This window comes from Rickettsia sp. MAE-05 (assembly GCF_057319745.1).
Genome location: NZ_JBLTIO010000001.1, coordinates 543,833 through 566,184, shown reverse-complemented (window position 1 = coordinate 566,184; position 22,352 = coordinate 543,833). Strand labels below are relative to the sequence as shown.

The following is a 22,352-nucleotide window of genomic DNA, read 5'->3' as shown; positions in this document are numbered from 1 at the left end:
CTGCGTGGATCAATTTCACCTCTGTCACCCCGTGGTCAAGCGAACTAGGTGACACAGTGGATTTTACCAGTCCACGCAACAATACCTGCTCGCAACCACGTCCTAAACTAGCACACTATGATACTGTTAATAAACTATGTAATTTTTCCTGGATGTTAGTTAACTTACCTATATCATTTCCTCCGGCTTGAGCAAGGCTTGCTTGTCCACCTCCGCCGTTGCCTCCCAAGAATAAAGAGAGTTCTTTTGCAATTATCCCTGCATTGTATTTGTCTGTTATAGCTTTGCTCACCGCAACCGTAATAGATAATTTATCGTTATTACCCGTAATATATACTACTATTAAATCTTCTACTTTTTTCGTTAAATTTTCTGCAGCCTGACGCAATACTTTATTGTCTAAATTCTCTATATATCGATAAATTAACTTAACTCCTTTTATATCGTCAGCTTGCTTTTCAATTTGCTCTATACTTAAATCTAGACGAGCTAAATGAGTTTTTTCTAACTCTTTCTCAAGCTCTTTATTACGTTCTAAAATATTATTAACTTTAGTAATAAGCTCGTTTTTATTAGTCTTTAAACTGCTTTCTATTGATTTAAGTAAACTGTCCTTTTCTCTCATTAATTTAATTACGAATTCACCGCAAACTGCTTCAATTCTGCGAACACCAGCTGCTATAGCACTTTCGCTTATAATTTTAAAAGAGCCGATGTCACCGGTACGTCTGACATGCGTACCGCCGCATAATTCTAAAGAAGTCTCACCCATCTTAACTACTCTGACTTCAGAGTCGTATTTCTCGCCAAACAGTGCCATAGCTCCTTGTTTGACTGCATCTTCAGTTGTCATTAATGTAGTATCTACTTCATGATTATCTCTAATAATCTCATTTACCTTATCTTCGATTAAAGTGATTTCTTCATTAGTCACAGCTTTAGAATGGCTAATATCAAAACGTAAATAAGTCGGAGCGACTAAAGAACCTTTTTGTGTAACATGTTTACCAAGCACCTCATGTAGTACTGCATGTAATATATGCGTGGCCGAGTGATGAATCCTTAAATTTTGTCTATATTTTATGTCTATACTAAAATTAGCATTTTCGCCTATTTTAATCTGCCCTTTTTTCAAAATACATTTGTGGACTATAATAGAGCCTAGATATTTTACAGTATCTACTACCTCTATTGCAGAATCTTTTGCAAATATCGCTCCAATATCACCCATCTGACCTCCGGACTCACCGTAAAAAGGTGTTTGGTTGCTGATTAGCAGAAATTGCGTATCTATTTCTTTTATATCATTAACTAAATTATTATCTTTAATTAATGCGATTATTTTACATTCTGCTTCATTAAGAGTATATCCTAAAAACTCAGTGCTGCCATGCTGCTCTTTAATATCAAACCATATCTGATCGGTTTTGGACTCACCGGAGCCAAGCCAAGATTTTCTAGCACGTTCTTTTTGTGCAAGCATTTGCTCTTCAAATCCCTTATGATCAACGGAAATATCACGATTTTTTAGAATATCTTCGGTTAAATCAAGCGGAAATCCATAAGTATCATATAGTTTGAACGCTATTTCCCCCGACAACTCATTACCTTTTGTTAGCGTTTCTGTTTCTTCGGTAAGTAGCTTTAATCCACGTTCTAAAGTAGTTTTAAACCTAATTTCCTCTTGTTCTAAGATGCTGCTGATAAAGCTTTCTGCTCTCTTAAGTTCAGGATAAACATTCCCCATTAAATCAACAAGTTTTGGCAGTAATTTATACATAAGCGGCTCTTTGCTGCCTAACATATGAGCATGCCTCATGGCTCGCCTCATAATACGGCGAAGTACGTAACCACGCCCCTCATTTGAAGGGATAACACCGTCAGCTATTAAAAAGCTACTTGCTCGTAAGTGGTCGGCAATAACTCGGTAAGAAAATTTAGCTTCTCCCTCTATTTTCACTTTTACTATATTTTCGGTAAAATTAATTATTTCCTGAAATAAATCTATGTCATAATTATTGTTAACATGCTGTAATACTGCCGTCATACGCTCAAGGCCCATACCGGTATCGATAGATTTTTGCGGTAACTCTATTCTAGTATCTTTATCGATTTGTTCATATTGCATAAATACCATATTCCAAATCTCGATAAATCTGTCACCGTCTTCGTCCTTAGTGCCAGGTAGTCCGCCGTATATTTGTTCTCCGTGGTCATAAAAAATTTCAGAGCAAGGACCGCAAGGACCAGTATCGCCCATAGACCAAAAATTATCGTTTGTTTTAATCCTTATTATGCGATCATCCCCAAAACCTGCTATTTTTTTCCAATAAGAAGCTGCTTCGTCATCAGTATGATAAATTGTTGCATAAAGCTTGTCTTTTGGGAGTTCAAATTCTTTAGTTAATAAATTCCAAGCGTAATATATTGCTTGTTCTTTAAAATAGTCACCGAATGAAAAATTACCTAGCATTTCAAAAAATGTATGATGTCTTGCTGTATAACCCACATTCTCAAGGTCGTTATGCTTGCCACCGGCTCTAAGAGATTTCTGACTAGTTACCGCTTTGTTATAAGGTCTTTTTTCTTGTCCGGTAAAAACATTTTTAAATTGTACCATTCCGGAATTAACAAACATTAAGCTAGGGTCATTGTGTGGAATTAACGAGCTAGCCGGTACATGTGTATGATTATTTGCTTTAAAGTAAGTTATAAATTTACTTCTAACTTCTTCGGTGGTAAATTTAGTCATGGTAAGATATATTATTTAATGTTATGTCATTTTCGTATGGATGCCTAAGTCGTCATTGCGAGGAAAATTATGTAGTAATTGACGAAGCAATCTCGTGCCAAAGTCCTGAGATTGCCACGCTCCTTATCAGTCGCTCGCAATGACGGCTTGGGTATCCACGCAGAAATGACGTCCAGTATAGTAAAATACACTGAATTATGATTAAAATAAATTTATTTATGAAAAATATTTTTGATTCGATCAAATTACATTTTGTTACAAAATTAAAAATATTTTCTTTCAAAAGAAAAAAGATCGTGGTGTTACTAGGTAATAAAGGTGTATTTCTTAGTATTTTTCTTGATAATAAATTATTAGATAAATTATTTATCCCTACTCGGGAACAGATAGACTTAAACCCTTATAAAAATTTTTTTAGTAAATTTCCAAAAAGCGATATTTATTTTTTACTTGACGGTAGTGAATGTAAGACACGGCACGATCAAATACCTATATTACAGTCAATAGTTAAAATTGATCCTATTGAACAATTTATCGAAGGTTATTTTAATAAAGAAGACATTATAGCACATTGTGTTTACGAAATTACTACTACACCAAGTGAAATTTGGTCGACTTTAATTATGTCGTGTCCATTTGAAACACCTTTAAGTGATATAATTTCATGTATTATAGATAAAAGATCGCTTGATTTAAAAGGAATTTACTTTTTAACGTTAGAGCTAAAAGTTATTATAAATAAAATAGTTCAGAATATAGAAAATGATAAATATAATGATTATTTCCAAATTTGTGTATATGTCTCACAAGCTAGCGGTATAAAATTTATTATCAAACATAAAAATAATATAATAATAATTAGAAATCTTGAGTATCCATTTGATAAAACAACCGGCTATATTCAAGGTATTATAGAACAAGAAATTAATGATTGCTTTATATTATTTAAAAACTATATAAGTAATCTTGACCAAAGAGCCTGTATAATTCTTATAGTAGATGAAGAATTAAAATCTTTATTAGAATCAACAAATTTTGAAAATCGCCCTGTAATCTTTATACCGGTTGATAATATACTAAATAAGCAAACTCTAGAAAAAGAAAGATTTATAGATACGAATATTAGTAGGCTGTTTCTAGAATATAAGAGTTTTCCTGCTTATAATAATAATTTAAAATCAATAAAAAAACTAGTTACTATAAAGGATCTGACATTTAAATTATATAGTGCATTACTTATAATATTAATATTAGTGGTCGGTATTATCAAATATAATACAAAACAGAATTACAAAGACATAAACTCTATTAATGAAAAATATTATGCAACAAATCAAGAATATGATAGTATCAAATATAAATATCCTTATATTAAAAATACTACTAGCCTAGCTGATTTATATGTAATAGAAAAATTACTAGAAGCACCGGTACCGCTACCGTTTGATTTACTTAACAGACTTATAATTACTTTAAATCCGGCTTTTAAATTAGAAGAAATTAAATGGGAATTAACAAATATAGATAATATTTTGTTAGTTTCTAAGAGACAATTAATAATCAAATTAATACTTAAATATCATACTAATAATCTATCGGTAGATGAATCTCTAAAGATGCTAGATGATCATATGCAAAACGTAAAAAATAAATTACCTAATTTGCAGATAGATTATGTTATATATAAGTATAAAATACTTGATATATTCGGTAAGGTAGTAATTCCTTTATCGGTTAATATAATTGACGATAAGACTTGATTAAACTAAAAACGTCATTGCGAGCGATCTTTGATCGCGTGGCAATCTCATGAAATAATAACAAGTTCCTGAGATTGCTTCGTCGAATTACTATGTAATTCTTCTCGCAATGACGAAAAACCAAAGCCTAATAACCCAAGGTAAAGATAATGTTTGAAAAATATATTATGTATTTAAAGAATCTTATATTCTTTCAATTTATTATATATTTCTTCTTTATTTCCTTAACTATTTGGATAATAAAAAATTTCCAGCAAGAATACAGTAAATCTATTCTTGATAAACAAGTTTCACAAGAAAATCTAACAGAGGAAGTTTTAAAGCTTTATTCTGTCATTAACTCTAAAGAAGAAATATTAGAATCTTACAAAAAATATGTAGATTTAAGCGTTCCAAGTAATGTGAGTTGCTTAAATTATCAAGAACTAATTCCTAAAATAAAAAGCTTAAGCAATAAATATGATTTAGTAGAACCTATAGACGTATCTATAAATTCAGTATTTTTTAAAAATAATGTTCAGGCGATTGAAGGAGGAGAAGGTGAATCGATTCATGTAAATAATTATAGCATAAATATAAAATATGCCTGTGCAGATTTTTTGACTTTTTTAAAAATATTCTCTGAAATTTATTCTTATATGCCTCCTAATACTCTTATATCTTTTGTACGAGTGCGTAATGAAGAAGTGTTAACGCCTAAGAATATATATAAACTTTCAGTGAATCATGCTCCTAATCTTATTTATGCTAAATTGATATTATATATCAGAGAATTAGCCTCAAAATAAATTACTAAAATGAATAATACAATAGTACTTAATAACATAAATACTAATTTATTTAAAAAAGATATTGTTAATAATTTTGTCAATAATCTTACGAAATCTACTTGCTCTACTATTGCAAATATGCTTGCTATAGATTATACGCTAAGGCTTAATTCTAAGCCGGAAGCTGAAAAATATATTAATAAATGTATTTCTAGACTCAAAAATTATTTAGGTATGCGGGTTATTAACGATGATAATTTTTCCGTAGCATTAGAGTTATTTGCAATAATGATTACTTCTGAAGACGAAAATGAGCAAAATAAGAATAATATTTTAGAGCAATCACAAGATATAATAGCAGAAAATCTTGTAGAAGTTTATTTTGGAGATGAAAAAATAAATAGTACCGAAAAAGAAAAAATTAAAAATATATTTAAAACTCTTTTAAAAGAGAAGAATTTTGACAAAATAATAAATTATGCGGAATCTCATAAAAAATTATTTAAGGCTTCTGTAATGTATGCAATGAAGAAATATAATAATATTGATGAAGCAACAATCTATATAAAGAAAGAATTTAATAAAATATTAGAAATGTCTTTAGCATTTACACAAAAAAGTAATATATTTAAACAAGCAACCGGAAAAATCGCCGGTGCTGTTTGTGCTTTATTAGTCGGAGCAATTAGTGTTGCGACTGCGGGAGCGGCTTTTTCTATCATAGTTGTACCGGCATCGATTTTTGCAGTCAGATATGCACCTGAACTTGGTGAAAAAATTGGAGGATTAATTTTAAATAATGATAATGCAATAAAACTAGAACAAAGCAATATAGATAAGTTTATGAAAACATTACAAAATGATAAAGAAAGTCTTCTCTCTCAAGAAAAAACAAAAAACATCAAACAAAATATTAAAGTTTCTCCTTCTCAAATAAATGCTAAATTAACTAAGAAAGTGGTTAATGAAAAACATAGATAGGGTATACTTGCCCCACTTGAAAAATTGGCTACGTCGTCTGGTCGTGCCTCCGTATTGCAGTTTAGAGTAAATAGTCTATAATCCTCAAAGAGAGAATTATAGTTAAGGAGTTATGGCAAAAATAGATGTTAAGTGTAGATATTGTAACAACACAGAAGAAGTAATAAAGTCAGGATATTCAATTTCAAAACAACAGAGATATCAATGCAAGCGGTGTAATCGATATTTTCAATTGGAGTATATTAATAATGCATCTAAGCCTGGAGTTAAGGAGCAAATAGTAGAAATGTCAATCAACGGCTCTGGAGTTAGAGATACAGTAAGAGTATTAAAAGTGGGTATCAATACAGTTATCCGTGTTTTAAAAAATCTAGTATTAAAAACAATAAATCATTCTATCAGTACAACAGAAGTAATTATTGCTCCTGAGATAGATGAACAATGGTCTTATGTACAGAATAAATCCAGACAACGATGGCTTTGGTATGCCTTGGATAAGATTTCGTTAAAAGTAGTTGCTTATACGTTTGGTACAAGATGTGATAGCACATTAGAATCATTACTGAAAAAACTAGAGAATTTCAAGGTGACTTTTTATGCAAGAGGCCTGCACGTAAGACAATCTGCTTTTCCAAGTCATTGGATATTCATGATAAGGTTATTGGTACTCTTATTGAACGTATAGCTTTTTAATAGGCGTAACTGCAATATGGAGGCATGACCAATTCTTTTTACAATTTAATTTTTTATACAAGAATTATGCTAGGCTACGAAAAAGAACAAAGAAGTTTGACAAAAGAACAGAAGCAAGCCGTAGGGTTGTTATCTATAGGAACCTTATTGGAATATTTTGATCTTATGCTTTATGTGCATATGTCCGTACTTCTTAATGAACTTTTTTTCCCAAAAGCTGATGCTTATGCTACTTCGCTTTACTCTATAGCAGCTTTATGTGCTACTTTTATCTTTAGACCGCTCGGGGCTCTCGTTTTTGGATATTTAGGCGATACATATGGGCGAAAAACTACAGTAGTTATAACAACTATGATGATGGCTACTTCGTGCATAGTAATGGCACTACTTCCTACTTACAATGAAATTGGTATAACAGCTTCTATTATAATAATATTATGTAGAATTGTTCAAGGTATGTCCTCAATGGGAGAGGTAATAGGAACAGAAGTTTATTTAACCGAGTTTACTAAACCTCCAATACAATATCCTATTGTAGCCTTAGCTACGGTTTTCGCTACTGTAGGAACTTTCGCAGCTTTAGGGGTTGCTACTATTGTTACTTCTTATGGCTTTAATTGGCGTTATGCATTTGGTATCGGTGCAATTATTGCCGTTGTAGGAACATTAGCAAGAACCGCATTACGAGAAACTCCTGAATTTGCTAATGCAAAGCTTAAATTACTTAAAACTTTTGAAAAAGCTAATAGGGATATAAAAGTATTAGAAAATAATCCTATTTGGAAAGAAAAAATTAATAAAAAGACAGCAATAGCTCTATTTATAATGGATTGTGCATGGCCTGTATGTTTTTATTTTGCATATATTTATTGCGGCGATATTCTTGTAACCAAATTTAACTGTACTCCTGAACAAGTTATAAAACAAAATTTCAAATTATCTATAATAGAACTTATAAGTATAATAATAGTAGCAGCATTAAGTTATAAGATATATCCTTTAAAAATTCTAAAAGCATTATTAGGTATTTTTACTATTACAATATTACTATGTCCATATTTATTAAATAAGGCTTCTAATCCAAATCAAATATTCATTATTCAATCACTTATCATGGCTTTTGCCCTTAATGTTATGCCGGCTGTACCAAATTGTTTTAGACATTTTCCAATCTTTAAACGCTTTACTTCCGTAACATTTACATATGCTTTATCAGCTGCTTGTATGTATGTTATTAGCTCTTTTGGTTTTCCTCATTTAATAGAAGTCTTTGGAAACTGGGGAGTATTAATTATTATGATTCCAACAAGTATTGGATTTGGATTTGGTATATTTCATTTTGAAAAATTGGAGAAAGAAAGTGGAAATTATCCAACGAAATCTTTCACCCCTTCTCCAGTGATATCTGCTTAATTGATAAATATTTTTATATTTTATTATTAACCGGCAGTAGGTACAAAATCACCGCCTAACATACTAACATCATCATTTATATTTTGGCTATCAATTATTTCGTTAAGCTGGTTTTCTATAATCATAAGTTTTAATTTTGTAGATTTATCAACTATAAGCTCTTGCATACTAGCAGTTATTTTGTCTATATCGGTTGTATTATTAAGTTCTTTAGCTTTGTGTATTATCTCATCTATAGTGTCTTTTATTATAGCTTTATCTTTAGCATTTATTGCAATATTAGTGTCTACTTTATCGTTTATTCCATCAGCCAACTTTTGAAAACTCATTAAATTTTTATTTCGCTGTAGGTATTTCTCAATTATAGTTTTGCTTGTATTATCTATATTATCTTGCTCTAAATCTATATGCGTAATAGTAGTATTTTCTCTTAAAGCTTCAATAATTACTTTTATTCCTTCAGATGTTATTTTATTACCTAAAATATCAAGATGCTTTAAAGTTCTATTATTTGTTAAGAATTCAGCTATTAACTTTACTCCCTCATTATCTATATTATTGTTGTGTAAATCTAGATGTACAATATTATTGTTGAACTTTAAAGCTTCTATAATTGCTTTAATTCCTATAATACCTATGTTGTTTTCACCAAGGTATAAATTAGTAAGAGTAGTAATTTGTAAAATTTCAGCTAATATAGATATTTTTTGATCGCCTAAATTACTGCAACTAAAATCAAACTTCTCTAAGTTTTTGCTCGCTTTTAGGACTTCAGTAATAATTTTTAAACCTGTATCACTTATTTCACTGCCTGAGAAATTAATAGTAATTGTCTCAATGCTTTTTAATTTATCAGCTATTAGCTCTGCTAATTCATCGCTTATTGTTTGAAAACAAATATTAATAGAAGTAGGATTGTGGAAAAAGTTATTTACAGTTTCAATGAGTTCCTTATTTATGGAAGTGATAAGTATTTTTGCTTGTGGCTCGTCTTCGTTCTTATATATATTTGTTTTATTGAATTGATTATTTAGTTCGTTTATTCTTAAAATGAATAAGTCATATATTTTTTTAAAATTATTTTTTATAACTAAACTTAATACTGTTTCATCTTTATTATTAACATGCTGAATAGCTTGAATAGTCATTCTAGGTATTAGTAACTCACTTACCTTTTCTAAGCCATTCCATACGGCTAAAGTTAAGGCAGTATCACCTCCATTAGTTATATGATTAATAGCCTGATCCGCATTCTTGAAATTAGTTGCACGCATACCTCGCTTAAACCTTTCCATGCAGCACAAGTTAAGGCTGTAGTACCGTAAGTTTTGGTAATAGTATTAATGGCTTGATCTGTCATTTTGGGAATTAGTTGCAGGCATACTTTACTTAAGCCTTTACTAGCAGCCAAAGTTAATGCCGTTTCGCCGTTATTATTAATTTTGCTAAGCGTGTCGTTATTTAGCTCTTTAACTAACTTTTCTGCTTCTGCTGCTTTATTATCTCTTATTGCTGAAATTAGTTGATTATATTTTAGCTCATCAAGCTTTAGGCTCTGCTGTTGTTCTTTATATTTCTTTTCGGCGTTTGCTTTATTTTCTTCATATAATTTGTTTTCTTTCTGTAAAGATTTTGTAATTTTTATTGCTGCTTTATATTTTTCTATAGCTTCACTGTATTTTTCTTGACTGCATAAATTATTACCCTCTGCATTTAAGCTTTCTGCTTTTTTCTCGACTATATTTTTATTTCTATGTAAATATTCATTTATTGTTTTTAAGCTTTCATCCCCTATTTTGTTATTTCCAAGATCAAGAGTTGTAAGAGTAGAGTTAGATTTAAGAGAGTCAGCAATTAATTTCGCTCCTTCAGCCCCTATTTGGTTACTATCAAGATAAAGAGTTGAGCTACTCTTTCTTAAACTATTTGCCTCATCCTTTAATCCTCTTTTTTCTAGAAATTCTATTAATCTCTCATGCGGCGTTTTTGTTGTCGCTACTTCTTGTAGATTTCCTTTAAACATAACTATATCCTTATTAAATTCTATAAATCTTAATATTTTGTTAAAAATGAGCTTATAGACGAAAATCTAAATAAAGAGCTATAAGAAAGCAATAGAAATTTAGCTAAAGGTATGAATAAATTAGTTGGGGTTGATTTAAGGAATCTATGAATAGATTAAGGATTAGAGGAAATAATAAAAAATTTTAATAAATGCTAATAATTACAATTATTAATTTAGCATATCAGTTAATTATTTTAAATAATTAGTTTCTACATTTGAAGTGGCAGCAGCCTCATTAGCAATTGAGGCTGTAGCTGTTTCACTTTAAAATAAAGACCGCTCTAATGCTCGGCGTTTAACCAAACCTTGCAGCTTGGCACCGCCTTTAGCTTTTACCCATCGCAGCAACTCATCAGCAGCGTTTGAGTATTCGCCTCGGTTTAACTTTTGCCGCAAGGTTGATGCTTGAAATGCCGCAGCTCCACAGTTAAAAATAAATGAAATTAAGGCGACTTGTTGCTTAATTAAATTATTAATATTTCTTTTTGTGGGGTGGTAAATTTACTATTTAGAAGAAAGAGAAAGTTGCTTAGTTTAGAAATTCGGTGAAAGATAATTAATAAAAATTAGTTTTATCGAACCTTTCATTAAACGGCAAAAAGCTTGATTTTATGCTGCATCTGCGGTTTGATATTTTTGTAGAAATACTGAAAAATGAAGAATGGCGCACCCTAAAGGATTCGAACCTCTGACCCACAGATTAGAAATCTGTTGCTCTATCCAGCTGAGCTAAGGGTGCTAAACATTTACGGTAAACTTTATATCAGTTTTAATAGTTTTTTTCAAGTATTCTTTTATTATCATAAATAAATGTGATAAATAACATAATGAATAAATTCTATAATTACAATTCTTCTTCACATCAGGTTTTACTTAATCTTAAAGTAAAGCCTAATTCTAAACAGAATCTAATTAGCGATTTTGTAATCATCAATAATATCCCATATTTAAAATTATCTATAAAAGCAACACCGGAGCAAGGTAAAGCTAATGAAGAAATCATAAATTATCTAGCAAAAGAATGGAAATTATCACGCAAGGATATAGAAATTATTAAAGGTCATACTCATAGCTTAAAAACGATATTGATAAAAAATATTGACGAAGACTATTTAAATTTGATTATTAATTCCTATATTAAATAAATAAAGTTTTGTTACAAGATGCCAAAATCGTCATTGCGAGCGACTAAAAGCCTTGTTGCATGGCTACCAAATCGTCATTGCGAGGAGCAAAGCGACGTGGCAATCTCAGGACTATAGCACGAGATTGCTTCGTCAAAATTTTCAATTTTTTCTCGCAATGACGAAAAAACTGACCTAGTAACAAAGCTAAAAACAAGAATTTATAAATTGGTTTAATATGACACAAGAAAAAAAGAAATTTGACGCCGAGGTTGGCAAGATTTTAAATTTAATGATTCACTCTCTTTATAGTAATAAAGAGATTTTTATGAGGGAGTTAATTTCTAATGCTTCGGATGCTTGCGATAAATTACGTTATTTATCTCAAAGTAATAGTGAATTAGTAGCTGGCGATAGCAATTTTAAAATTACGGTTAAAGTCGATAAAGATAAAGGACAAATCATCATCCGTGATAACGGTATCGGCATGAATAAAGACGATTTAATTGAAAATCTCGGTACTATTGCAAGATCAGGTACGGCAAATTTTCTTAAAAGTCTTTCCGGTGATTCTAAAAAGGATAATATGCTAATCGGTCAGTTTGGTGTTGGATTTTATTCAAGCTTTATGGTAGCTGATAAAGTGACTGTAACTTCAAGAAAAGCCGGGGAAGATAAAGTCCATGTTTGGGAATCGGACGGACTTGGTGAATATACCGTCTCAGATTCAGATAAAGAGTTCACAAGAGGCACGGAAATCGTTTTACATATCAAAAAGGAAGAAGATACATTCCTTGATCATTTTAGATTAAAACACATCGTTAAAAGCTATTCCGATCATATAGCAGTACCGATATATTTCTTTGATGAAGCCGGTAATAATGAAATCCAGCTTAATTCAGCTTCTGCATTATGGACAAGACCGAAATCAGAAATTACGGAAGAACAATATAAAGAATTCTATAAAAGCTTATCTTATGCTATAGATGATCCATGGGTTACTCTGCATAATAAAAATGAGGGAGCTATAGAATTTACCAATCTGATTTTCATTCCCTCAAGCAAAACATTTGATTTATTCCATCCTGATCGCAAAAGGCGTGTAAAATTATATATAAAAAGAGTATTTATTTCCGATGAGAATATTGATTTAATCCCGTCATATTTAAGGTTTTTACGAGGGGTAGTCGATTCAGAAGACTTACCGCTGAATATTAGCCGTGAGTCATTGCAACATAATAGTGTACTTGAGAAAATCAAAAATGCTATTACAAAAAGAGTACTTGGCGAGCTTAAGAAAAAGAAAGAGGAATTACCTGAAGAATATAATAAGTTTTGGGCTAATTTCGGAGGTGCTTTAAAAGAGGGTTTATGCGAGGCTACAACCGATCATGAAAAATTATTAGAGGTATGTATATTCAGAAGTGCCTTGCATAATAAAATGATTAGCCTTGACGAATATATAGCAGGATTTAAAGAGGGGCAGAATACTATATATTATTTAAGCGGGGATAATCCCGATAAATTACTTTCAAGCCCACAAATCGAAGGACTACTTAGTAAAAATATCGATGTATTACTTTTTACCGATACAGTGGATGATTTTTGGGTAAATGTTAATAGCGAATATAAAGGACATGCTATTAAATCAGCAACAAGAAGCAATATCGATGTAGAGCAAACTACTTCACAATCTGAGGAGAAAAATGCAGATAGTAAAAAATCCGATGACGAATATAAATTGCTAACCGATTATTTTAAAGAAACACTTGGGGAGTTAGTAAAAGAAGTTAAGATCTCTAAAAAACTAACCTCAAGCCCTGCTTGTCTTGCCGTTAGCGACGCTGCTATGGATATTCGTATGGAGAGATTTTTGATTGAGCAGAAACAAATAGCTGCTGCATCTGCCAAAAATTTAGAGCTAAATCCTAAAAATAAAATCATAGAGAAAATCTTTAACGACTTAAAAGCAAATAATAAAAATAATGAAGAATTGGTTAATCTAATATTTGATCAAGCCTGTATTTTAGAGGGCGAACCGGTTGCTGATACCGGGGCATTTTCAAAGAGATTAAACGATATTGTACAAAAAGCTATATTATAACTTTAAACTTTTTTAATTTTAATGTAGAATGGTTGCTTAGATATCGTCATTGCGAGGAGAATTACATAGTAATTCGACGAAGCAATCTCAGGATATTTGACGAGATTGCCACGCAAGTACTACGACTGCTCGCAATGACGGGTATACAATTCACATAAAAAACTTCAAACAAATAATAGTTCTAATGTCTTATTACGATACTATATTTAGCAAACATATAGACAAAATTAAGAGCGAAGGAAGATATCGAGAATTTAAAGCCTTAAAAAGACAAGCCGATAATTTTCCTTTTGCACAGCACGAGAATAAACAAATAGTTATGTGGTGCATTAATGACTATTTGGGTATGAGTAAACATGCAAAAGTAATGCAAGCTTCTATAGATGCCTTGCTAAAATACGGTGTTGGATCAGGCGGAACTCGCAATATCGGCGGTAATAATATTGCCATTCTTAAGCTTGAAAAAGAACTTGCAGATTTACACAAAAAGCAAGCAGCTTTAGTTTTTACATCCGGTTTTGTTGCAAATGATACAACGCTTGCAAGTCTTGCTAAAATCATGCCGGATATAGTATTTTTCTCCGATGAACTAAATCATGCTTCAATAATTGCAGGAGTTACAAGTTCAAGAGCCGAGAAATATATATATAGACATTTAGACGTTAAGCATCTAGAAGAGCTTTTACAATCAGTCGATATTAATAGACCGAAAATTATTGTTTTTGAATCGGCTTACTCTATGGACGGTTTCTTCTCACCTATCAAAGATATAATCAACTTAGCCAAAAAATATAATGCTTTAACCTTTATCGATGAAGTTCATACGGTCGGTTTATACGGTAAACATGGAGGCGGTATTGCCGAGCTTCTTAATTGTAACGATCAAATCGATATTATTCAAGGTACACTTGCCAAAGCATACGGCACTATCGGCGGTTATATCACTAGCAACCATAATTTAGTCGATGCTATAAGGCTAACCGCTCCAGGATTTATTTTCACTACTTCATTACCGCCGGTAATTTCTACCGCTGCAACGCATAGTATTAGACACCTTAAAGAATCGAATGAAGAACGAATAAAACATCAAGAAGTAGTTACAAAACTTAAAAATTCTTTTGAAAATTTTAATATACCTTATTTGAAAAATGAAAGTCATATAGTGCCGATAATTATTGGTGATCCGATTAAAGCAGCTAGTGCCTCAAATATGCTCCTTAATGAATACGGTATTTACGTTCAACATATCAATTTTCCAACCGTACCGAGAGGTACGGAACGCCTCCGAATCATCCCAACCCCTGCCCATACCGATAAAATGATAAATGATTTATCTATAGCCTTAGTGCATATATTTGCCGAACTTGATATAGAATTATCTTCTACAAAAGAACTAAACGAAGAAGTACGCTTGAATCTTATTGCATAACTTCACGTCATTGTGAGGAATTTGCAACTTTGTTGCATGGTTCGTTTTATGTAATTCCCGCGTGGCATTGTTGCGTGGATCAATTTCACCTCTGTCATCCCGTGGCTTGACCACGGGATCCAGTTAAAAATACTAATATATTAGTATTTTTTATTATTTTTATGGACCCCGTCGTCAAGCGAACTAGGTGACACAGTAGGTTTTACCGATCCATGCAACAAGACCTTCTCGCGCAGGCGGGAAGCCAGAAAACAACCTTAATACTAGTACAAAAATTACATATTAATTAATAAAATAAACCTAAAAAAACAAGTTTTTTTAGGTTTTACTGGATTCCTGCTTCGGTCGTGCCTCCGTATTGCAGTTTAGAGTAAATAGTCTATAATCCTCAAACAGTAATAAGAGAGAATTATAGTTAAGGAGTTATGGCAAAAATAGATGTTAAGTGTAGATATTGTAACAACACAGAAGAAGTAATAAAGTCAGGATATTCAATTTCAAAACAACAGAGATATCAATGCAAGCGGTGTAATCGATATTTTCAATTGGAGTATATTAATAATGCATCTAAGCCTGGAGTTAAGGAGCAAATAGTAGAAATGTCAATCAACGGCTCTGGAGTTAGAGATACAGTAAGAGTATTAAAAGCGGGTATCAATACAGTTATCCGTGTTTTAAAAAAATCTAGTATTAAAAACAATAAATCATTCTATCAGTACAACAAAAGTAATTATTGCTCCTGAGATAGATGAACAATGGTCTTATGTACAGAATAAATCCAGACAACGATGGCTTTGGTATGCCTTGGATAAGATTTCGTTAAAAGTAGTTGCTTATACGTTTGGTACAAGATGTGATAGCACATTAGAATCATTACTGAAAAAACTAGAGAATTTCAAGGTGACTTTTTACTATACAGATGGATGGGGGAGTTATGCTAGGTTATTAGACCCTAAAAAGCATATTATCAGTAAAAAATACACTCAACGGATAGAACGAAGTAACTTGAACCTTAGAACGAGATGCAAGAGGCTTGCACGTAAGACAATCTGCTTTTCCAAGTCATTGGATATTCATGATAAGGTTATTGGTACTCTTATTGAACGTATAGCTTTTTAATAGGCGTAACTGCAATATGGAGGCATGACCTCCTGCTTCTAGCTAGGAATGACATAGTATACACGCAACAACGCTTTCAGTCTCTTAGCCCACGACAATATAGATAGTTACTAAGCAATACCGATGAGCTTACAAAAACTATTGCATATTTCGGCTCATTAGTTTATTTTGATTAGCAAACTATGTACAGAATTAATGGATTATTAAAATGGGAATTACCGTATTAAAAAACGAAGGATTGGATTTTCATGCAAGAATCTCTACTCCTTTAAGTGAGATAGATGACGATATTCAAAAAGAATTACTTGATTTAACCAAAAAAGTTAAAATAGCAGGTTTTAGAGCCGGTAAAGTACCGGTTTCAATTGTTAAGAAAAAATACGGTACTTCCGTCAGGAGTGATATAATAGAAAGAAGAATTAACCATTCGGTAAATCACGTTATTAAAGAGCATAATCTAAATATAATCGGTAGACCCAAAATTGAAGAATTGCAAAACGAACCCGATAAAGCTTTAGAATTTACCGTAAAAATAGAGCTATTACCTAAAATTACTATTCCGGATTTAAAGAAAATCTCACTAGATCGTCCAAAATTAGAAGTAAACTCTAAAGATGTTGAAGAACAACTAGAAAAACTTGCCGCACTAACAAAAAGCTATACTAAAGAAAGTAAAGCAAAAATAAAAGACGGAGATCAAGTTACTATTGATGCAATCGGGTACATCAAGGATGAAGCTTTTGAAGGCGGTAAATTAAATGATTTTAAGGTAGTAATAGGTAGTAATGCACTTATTCCAGGTTTTGAGAAACAATTAATAGGTTCTAAAACAGGTAGTGAAGTAGATGTTAATGTTACTTTTCCTGAAAATTACCATGCTAAAGATTTAGCAGGTAAGGATGCTCGTTTTGCAGTACAAATTAAATCAGTACATACTGCAGAACCTACTGTTATTGATGAGGAGTTTGCTAAAAAATTCCAAAGTAATAGCCTTGAAGAATTGCGTACACATTTTGCTAAACAAATAGAAAACGAATCGGAAGAAGCTATTAATACTATAATGAAAATGAACTTATTTGATAAGTTAGAAAAATTGTTAGATTTTGACGTACCGGAATCTTTATTAGAGCAAGAAAAAAATATTCTAAAGTCCGAAACCGATAAAAATGACCAAGATGAATCATTATTAAAAGATAAATCCCCTAAAGAAATAACAGAATATTATAATAAATTAGCCCTACGCCGTGTGCGAATAGGCTTATTACTTGCTGAATACGCAAAATCTAAAAATTTGCAATTAGAGCCTGATGATTTAAGAAAAGTTATTATGCAACAAGCACGTAATTTTCCTGGGCAGGAAAATATGATATTTGATTTTTATAAAAATAATCCTAGAGCAATTGAAGGACTTAAAGGTCCTGCCTTAGAAGATAAAGCTGTACAATATATATTTAATAACGAAATAAAGCTTAAAGAAAAGAAATATACTAAGGAAGAGCTAGAGAAATATCTAGAGGCAGAAGAGCAACGTATTACTTTGATTTAAAGTTTATTAATTGTCATGAGTGAACGTGGCGTTGTTGTATATGGCTCGAAGAATTCCCTCGGTGTCATACCGTGGCTTGTCCACGGTATCCAGAAAAATAACTAAAAATATCAATATTATTGATATTTTTAACTGGATCCCGTGAATAAATCACGGGATGACAGAGGTGGACTGGTCCACGCCAATCGGTATATATTACTCCTGATTTTTTATAGTCTTTAAAGCTAGTTTAACTATTTTATTTACCCCTAGGCTAGTGTAGGTAGAGATAGGAAAAATTTCTTTATTAGTAGCTTTTTGCAACTTATTTATTTTTTCTTGTATTTCCTCATCGGTAAGAACATCACATTTATTAAGACATATGATTTCGATTTTATTTTTTAGATAATCGGAATATGACTCAAGCTCAAGACGTACTGTATTATGATCTGCCATTACATCATTACTAGAGCCGTCTATTAAATGTATTAATACATTGCATCTCTCAATATGCTTTAAGAATTTATCGCCAAGACCGTGACCTTGATGAGCCCCCTCAATTAAGCCAGGAATATCGGCTATAACAAACTCTTCGTCATCAACATACACCACTCCAAGATTCGGCACTAAAGTAGTAAAGGGATAATCGGCAATTTTAGGCTTAGCTGCCGTTACAACCGATAAAAAAGTAGATTTACCAGCATTCGGCAACCCCACAAGCCCAACATCAGAGAGGAGTTTTAAGCTTAAATGAATCCACATTTCTTCAGCAATTTCCCCTTCCGTACGCTTTCTTGGAGCTTGATTAACCGACGTTTTGAAATGGCTGTTACCAAGACCGCCGCTTCCTCCTTTAATTATTTCAAAGCTTTGGTCATCCTCAGTGAAGTCATGCAATAATATATTGCCGTCCTCGGAAAAGATTTGAGTACCGATGGGAACATCAAGAGCTAACGATTTTCCTGATTTACCGCTTCTATTTGAACCTTTACCGTTTTCACCGTTTTCTGCGGTAAAATGCTGTTTATATCGATAATTTACTAGCGTATTAAGATGGTGATTACTCCTGAAAATAACACTACCGCCACGTCCACCGTCACCGCCGTCCGGTCCGCCTCTATCAATAAATTTTTCACGATGGAAACTAACGCAACCATTGCCGCCATTCCCACCTTTTATATATATTTTAACTTCATCAATAAAATTCATTATGTACCTCGGTGTCATACCGTGGCTTGACCACGGTATCCAGTAAAAATATCAAAAAATATACACCTTGAACTGCTTTTCTAGATACCGTGGTCAAGCCACGGTATGACACAGCGTGTTTTACCTCTCCCCGATACCCTTATACTCTCTATGTACATAACCGGTGTAAAGCTGTCTAGGTCTGCTAATTTTTTGTTCAGGGTCTTCGTGCATTTCTTTCCATTGTGCCATCCAGCCTACGGTTCTTGCTATTGCAAAAAGTACCGTGAACATTTGCGACGGTATACCCATAGCTTTATAGATAATACCTGAATAAAAATCAACATTTGGATATAATTTTCTCTCAATAAAATATTCATCTTTAAGAGCGATAGCTTCAAGTTCTATTGCTATTTGCAGGAGTGGGTTGTTTTCTAGCTGTCCGAGTTCCTTTAATACTTCTTTACAGGTTTCTTTAAGTACTGCGGCACGCGGGTCATAGTTTTTATAGACACGATGACCAAAGCCCATCAACCTAAACGGATCATTTTTATCCTTAGCTTTAGCTATATATTTAGGAATATTCTCAGAACTACCGATTTCTTTAAGCATATTTATTACCGCTTCATTAGCCCCGCCGTGAGCAGGTCCCCAAAGTGAGGCAATCCCTGTACTTACGCAAGCAAAAGGGTTAGCCCCAGATGAGCCGGCAATTCGGACTGTTGAAGTAGAAGCATTCTGCTCATGGTCAGCATGCAGAATAAATATTTTATTAAGAGCATTTTTTATTATTGGATTTACTTTATATTTTGTACAAGGCGTTGCAAACATCATATGCAGAAAATTTTCAGTAAAATCTAACGAATTATCAGGATAAATAAACGGTTGCCCTATAGAATATTTATAAGACATTGCGGCGATAGTTGGTATCTTAGCAATCATTCTAATAGCGGTAAGTTCGTAGTCTGCTTCTTTAAAATTCAGTAAATCAGGATAAAATGCCGAAAGAGAACCAACGGCCGCAAGCATAATAGCCATAGGATGAGAAGAGCTACAAAAGGTTTGAAATAAATAGTGTAATCTTTCATTCACTAATGAATGATGAGCAACCTGTTTAGTGAAATTATTATACTGCTCGATGCTTGGTAATTCTCCATAGATTAGCAAATATGCCACTTCTAAAAAATCACTTTTCTCGGCTAAATCTTTAATGTCATATCCTCGATGTCGCAAGATTCCTTTATCACCGTCTATATAAGTGATAGTAGACTGACAAGAAGCAGTAGACATAAAGCCCGGATCATAAGTAAAACAATCGGCTTCCGAAGATACCCTGCTTATATCAATTACATCCTCACCAATACTTGCTTTAAGTATAGGTAATTTAAATATTTTTCCTCTGATTTTTAATTCGGCAAATTCTGAATCATTATTATTTTCATTGGTCATATGGATATACCCTTTGTTGTTATATATCAATATAACCTTAATTTCAGAAAATTAGAAATGAATTATATGAAATCAGTACAAATTGTATAAGTTTATTTATTAAATTGATTAATTTTATTTAAAATAGTAAAATCTAAGAAATTTTTAATTTAATAAATTTAGTTATTTTTATGATAGTGCAGAAAAGTTATATTGATAATAACGGTAGGCTTGCAATTCCTATCAAAATAAGACAAAAATTAAAACTTAAAATAGGGGATGAAGTAACAATTAAATATAACAGAATTAATAGTTTCAACCTTTCATTCAAATATAGAAAAAGCAAGAAACATTTTGAATAAATATAAGAATGTTGATTTACATAAAGAATTAAAGCTTATTAGGTGCTGTAAATATTTCTAACATTTGATAAATTCGTTTAAAGCTTTTTTTACTATTCCATTTAAGGTATAACCGTGTTGCATAGCATACAGGCTTACTTCTTTATGTAATTCAGGCTCGATTCTAACATTAAAACTACCTTTAAACGGTTTATCGGGAATTTTACCGACTATATTACAATCTTCTAAGTAACTATCTATAGCTTCATGAAATGACTTCACTAAAGTTTTAGCATCAGAGCCTTCATAAGTTATTAAATCTCTTATAAATTCTACTTTGCCAAAAAATAATTCTTCTGAAGCGTCAAAATGTACTGATCCTAAATAACCTTTATAACTCATAAAATCGTTTTTTATCATATTAGTCCCTCTTCTTCTAATTTTTTAATTATTTGTTCAATTAAATAAGGTTTTATAATTGGTTTAGGGTGAGGCTTATGTAGATTAATAATTAAAGCTGTTTTTTTATTATAAAATTTCCTTCTAGAACCGCCGGTTTTACCCGTTTTAAGTTCTTCAAAATGTAAGCTACCTAGCAGTCTAGTTAACTCATCCCAAGTAAAGTCTTTTGGCTTTGATTTCAATCTTTTAATAAGTTTATCTATTGAACTCAATTTAATATTTTTTTAATTATAACATAACTATAGCATTATTTATTAACATAAGCAACTAAAATTAGTTACATAATATAAAAGTTTAGCTAGTAACCAAATCTTTATTTACAAGATACTCCTTAATCTTTAGTAAATCATACCAAGAGGTGCGTTTTTGCATAGGTTGGCGAAGTAAATAAGCAGGATGGAAAATTGCCGTAGTTTGGATAGGAGTGGATAGATATTTATTGGTATAAAAATAATATTCTTGTCTAATTTTAGTAATACCCGAATTTTTTCCAAGTAAGCTAGTTGCAGCCGTACTACCGACTAGAATAATTAGCTTCGGGTTAATAAGAGCAATATGTTTCTCGACAAACGGTCTACAAATATCGACTTCTTCGAGTGTTGGCTGTCTATTAGCGGGAGGACGCCAAAATACCGTATTAGTAATATAAGCGTTATTTTTCCGTGAAATTCCGATAGCATGCAGCATATTATCAAGTAAATTGCCGCTTTCACCGCAAAAAGGTATTCCTTTCAAATCCTCAGTACTTCCCGGAGCTTCGCCTATTAACATAATTTTAGCTTGTGGGTTACCATCACCGAAAACGGTATTAGTAGCGAATTTCTTAAGTTCACAACCGTTAAAATTTAGTAGAGATTCTTTTAGTTCTTCGATATTATTAGCTTTATCGGCAAGAGATCTTGCTTGGGTTATATTATCATGCACTTTATCATTCATATTGAATGCAGCTTCTTTTGTAGGCATAGGTTTTACTTGTGGTTTCTCAGTTAGTTCAATATTATTATGTACCTTTAATTTCGGCGGATGCTCAGAGCAGTAATATTCAACACCGATTGCACTTAACCATTTAAGCGTATTATTCATTATCTTAAAATAAAATATGTTAACATATAATGTACCAAACGAACTAAATAATATAAGACTCGACAAAGCTTTATTACATCTTTTTAAGAATGTACAGGGTAATTCAGAAAATTTC

The 22,352-nt window shown here is 32.0% G+C and carries 19 protein-coding genes, 1 tRNA gene and 1 pseudogene; 11 read left to right on the top strand and 10 right to left on the bottom strand.

Annotated features, from left to right (window positions below; all coding sequences use genetic code 11):
• Positions 1 to 115 precede the first annotated feature (115 nt).
• Positions 116 to 2,752 carry an alanine--tRNA ligase gene (alaS, locus tag ACNFN7_RS03200; RefSeq protein ID WP_485440789.1) on the bottom strand — a complete coding sequence of 879 codons (2,637 nt, stop codon included), beginning with the start codon at positions 2,750 to 2,752 and terminating at the stop codon, positions 116 to 118.
• Between the two features lie 197 nt (positions 2,753 to 2,949).
• Between alaS and ACNFN7_RS03195 the strand changes: the two genes are divergently transcribed.
• The 5 genes and pseudogenes from ACNFN7_RS03195 to ACNFN7_RS03175 all read left to right on the top strand — a co-directional run bounded on the left by ACNFN7_RS03195 (position 2,950) and on the right by ACNFN7_RS03175 (position 8,369).
• A complete protein-coding gene (locus ACNFN7_RS03195) occupies positions 2,950 to 4,512 on the top strand; it encodes a hypothetical protein (protein WP_485440788.1) in 1,563 nt (520 codons plus the stop codon).
• Positions 4,513 to 4,661: 149 nt separating this feature from the next.
• Positions 4,662 to 5,300 carry a hypothetical protein gene (locus ACNFN7_RS03190; protein WP_485440787.1) on the top strand — a complete coding sequence of 213 codons (639 nt, stop codon included), beginning with the start codon at positions 4,662 to 4,664 and terminating at the stop codon, positions 5,298 to 5,300.
• Between the two features lie 9 nt (positions 5,301 to 5,309).
• Positions 5,310 to 6,263 (top strand): RP853 family protein, encoded by a 954-nt coding sequence (locus ACNFN7_RS03185; RefSeq protein WP_485440786.1) that lies wholly within the window; start codon positions 5,310 to 5,312, stop codon positions 6,261 to 6,263.
• Between the two features lie 112 nt (positions 6,264 to 6,375).
• Positions 6,376 to 6,956, top strand: a pseudogene (locus tag ACNFN7_RS03180) (IS1 family transposase).
• A 66-nt stretch (positions 6,957 to 7,022) separates the two neighbouring features.
• Entirely contained in the window at positions 7,023 to 8,369 is a 1,347-nt protein-coding gene (locus ACNFN7_RS03175) for an MFS transporter (protein WP_485440883.1), read from the top strand.
• Positions 8,370 to 8,395: 26 nt separating this feature from the next.
• On the opposite strand, the gene ACNFN7_RS03170 is transcribed toward ACNFN7_RS03175, so the two are convergent.
• The 4 genes from ACNFN7_RS03170 to ACNFN7_RS03155 form a co-directional block, all read right to left on the bottom strand.
• Positions 8,396 to 9,643, bottom strand: coding sequence for a leucine-rich repeat domain-containing protein (locus ACNFN7_RS03170; RefSeq protein WP_485440785.1), 1,248 nt, complete (start codon positions 9,641 to 9,643; stop codon positions 8,396 to 8,398).
• A complete protein-coding gene (locus ACNFN7_RS03165) occupies positions 9,595 to 10,392 on the bottom strand; it encodes an ankyrin repeat domain-containing protein (RefSeq protein ID WP_485440784.1) in 798 nt (265 codons plus the stop codon). Before ACNFN7_RS03165 ends, ACNFN7_RS03170 begins: the two co-directional genes overlap by 49 nt.
• Positions 10,393 to 10,698: 306 nt before the next feature.
• On the bottom strand, positions 10,699 to 10,911 hold the full coding sequence (locus ACNFN7_RS03160; protein WP_485440882.1) for a lysozyme: 213 nt from the start codon (positions 10,909 to 10,911) through the stop codon (positions 10,699 to 10,701).
• A gap of 185 nt (positions 10,912 to 11,096) precedes the next feature.
• Positions 11,097 to 11,173 (bottom strand) — tRNA-Arg (locus ACNFN7_RS03155).
• Positions 11,174 to 11,261: 88 nt separating this feature from the next.
• Between ACNFN7_RS03155 and ACNFN7_RS03150 the strand changes: the two genes are divergently transcribed.
• The 5 genes from ACNFN7_RS03150 to tig all read left to right on the top strand — a co-directional run bounded on the left by ACNFN7_RS03150 (position 11,262) and on the right by tig (position 17,756).
• Complete coding sequence (locus tag ACNFN7_RS03150) at positions 11,262 to 11,579, top strand: A1G_07140 family DUF167 domain protein (RefSeq protein WP_485440783.1); 318 nt, start codon at positions 11,262 to 11,264, stop codon at positions 11,577 to 11,579.
• A 217-nt stretch (positions 11,580 to 11,796) separates the two neighbouring features.
• Entirely contained in the window at positions 11,797 to 13,662 is a 1,866-nt protein-coding gene (gene htpG, locus ACNFN7_RS03145; protein WP_485440782.1) for a molecular chaperone HtpG, read from the top strand.
• Between the two features lie 184 nt (positions 13,663 to 13,846).
• Positions 13,847 to 15,091, top strand: a complete 1,245-nt coding sequence (gene hemA / locus ACNFN7_RS03140) for a 5-aminolevulinate synthase (RefSeq protein ID WP_485440781.1) — start codon at positions 13,847 to 13,849, stop codon at positions 15,089 to 15,091.
• Between the two features lie 425 nt (positions 15,092 to 15,516).
• A protein-coding gene (locus tag ACNFN7_RS03135) for an IS1 family transposase (RefSeq protein WP_485440658.1) occupies positions 15,517 to 16,210 on the top strand; the annotation gives its coding sequence in 2 pieces (ribosomal slippage) (positions 15,517 to 15,803 and positions 15,802 to 16,210; 696 coding nt in all).
• 208 nt (positions 16,211 to 16,418) lie between these two features.
• The gene (gene tig / locus ACNFN7_RS03130) at positions 16,419 to 17,756 is read left to right on the top strand and encodes a trigger factor (RefSeq protein ID WP_485440780.1); all 1,338 of its coding nucleotides are present in this window, start codon (positions 16,419 to 16,421) and stop codon (positions 17,754 to 17,756) included.
• 195 nt (positions 17,757 to 17,951) lie between these two features.
• Here the strand turns inward: tig and obgE are convergent, their stop codons facing one another.
• Together obgE and ACNFN7_RS03120 are read right to left on the bottom strand one after the other, a co-directional pair.
• Positions 17,952 to 18,944 (bottom strand): GTPase ObgE, encoded by a 993-nt coding sequence (gene obgE / locus ACNFN7_RS03125; protein ID WP_485440779.1) that lies wholly within the window; start codon positions 18,942 to 18,944, stop codon positions 17,952 to 17,954.
• Between the two features lie 120 nt (positions 18,945 to 19,064).
• Positions 19,065 to 20,372 (bottom strand): citrate synthase, encoded by a 1,308-nt coding sequence (locus ACNFN7_RS03120; protein ID WP_485440778.1) that lies wholly within the window; start codon positions 20,370 to 20,372, stop codon positions 19,065 to 19,067.
• A 170-nt stretch (positions 20,373 to 20,542) separates the two neighbouring features.
• Here ACNFN7_RS03120 and ACNFN7_RS03115 point away from each other — a divergent pair, with 170 nt between their 5' ends.
• Positions 20,543 to 20,713: an AbrB/MazE/SpoVT family DNA-binding domain-containing protein gene (locus tag ACNFN7_RS03115; RefSeq protein ID WP_485440777.1), complete on the top strand. Its 171-nt coding sequence runs from the start codon at positions 20,543 to 20,545 to the stop codon at positions 20,711 to 20,713.
• A 57-nt stretch (positions 20,714 to 20,770) separates the two neighbouring features.
• Here ACNFN7_RS03115 and ACNFN7_RS03110 read toward each other — a convergent pair whose 3' ends face one another.
• The 3 genes from ACNFN7_RS03110 to ACNFN7_RS03100 form a co-directional block, all read right to left on the bottom strand.
• Complete coding sequence (locus ACNFN7_RS03110) at positions 20,771 to 21,112, bottom strand: type II toxin-antitoxin system HicB family antitoxin (protein ID WP_485440776.1); 342 nt, start codon at positions 21,110 to 21,112, stop codon at positions 20,771 to 20,773.
• Positions 21,109 to 21,366 carry a type II toxin-antitoxin system HicA family toxin gene (locus tag ACNFN7_RS03105; protein WP_485440775.1) on the bottom strand — a complete coding sequence of 86 codons (258 nt, stop codon included), beginning with the start codon at positions 21,364 to 21,366 and terminating at the stop codon, positions 21,109 to 21,111. Before ACNFN7_RS03105 ends, ACNFN7_RS03110 begins: the two co-directional genes overlap by 4 nt.
• Positions 21,367 to 21,448: 82 nt before the next feature.
• The gene (locus ACNFN7_RS03100) at positions 21,449 to 22,237 is read right to left on the bottom strand and encodes a uracil-DNA glycosylase family protein (RefSeq protein WP_485440774.1); all 789 of its coding nucleotides are present in this window, start codon (positions 22,235 to 22,237) and stop codon (positions 21,449 to 21,451) included.
• Positions 22,238 to 22,352 lie beyond the last annotated feature (115 nt).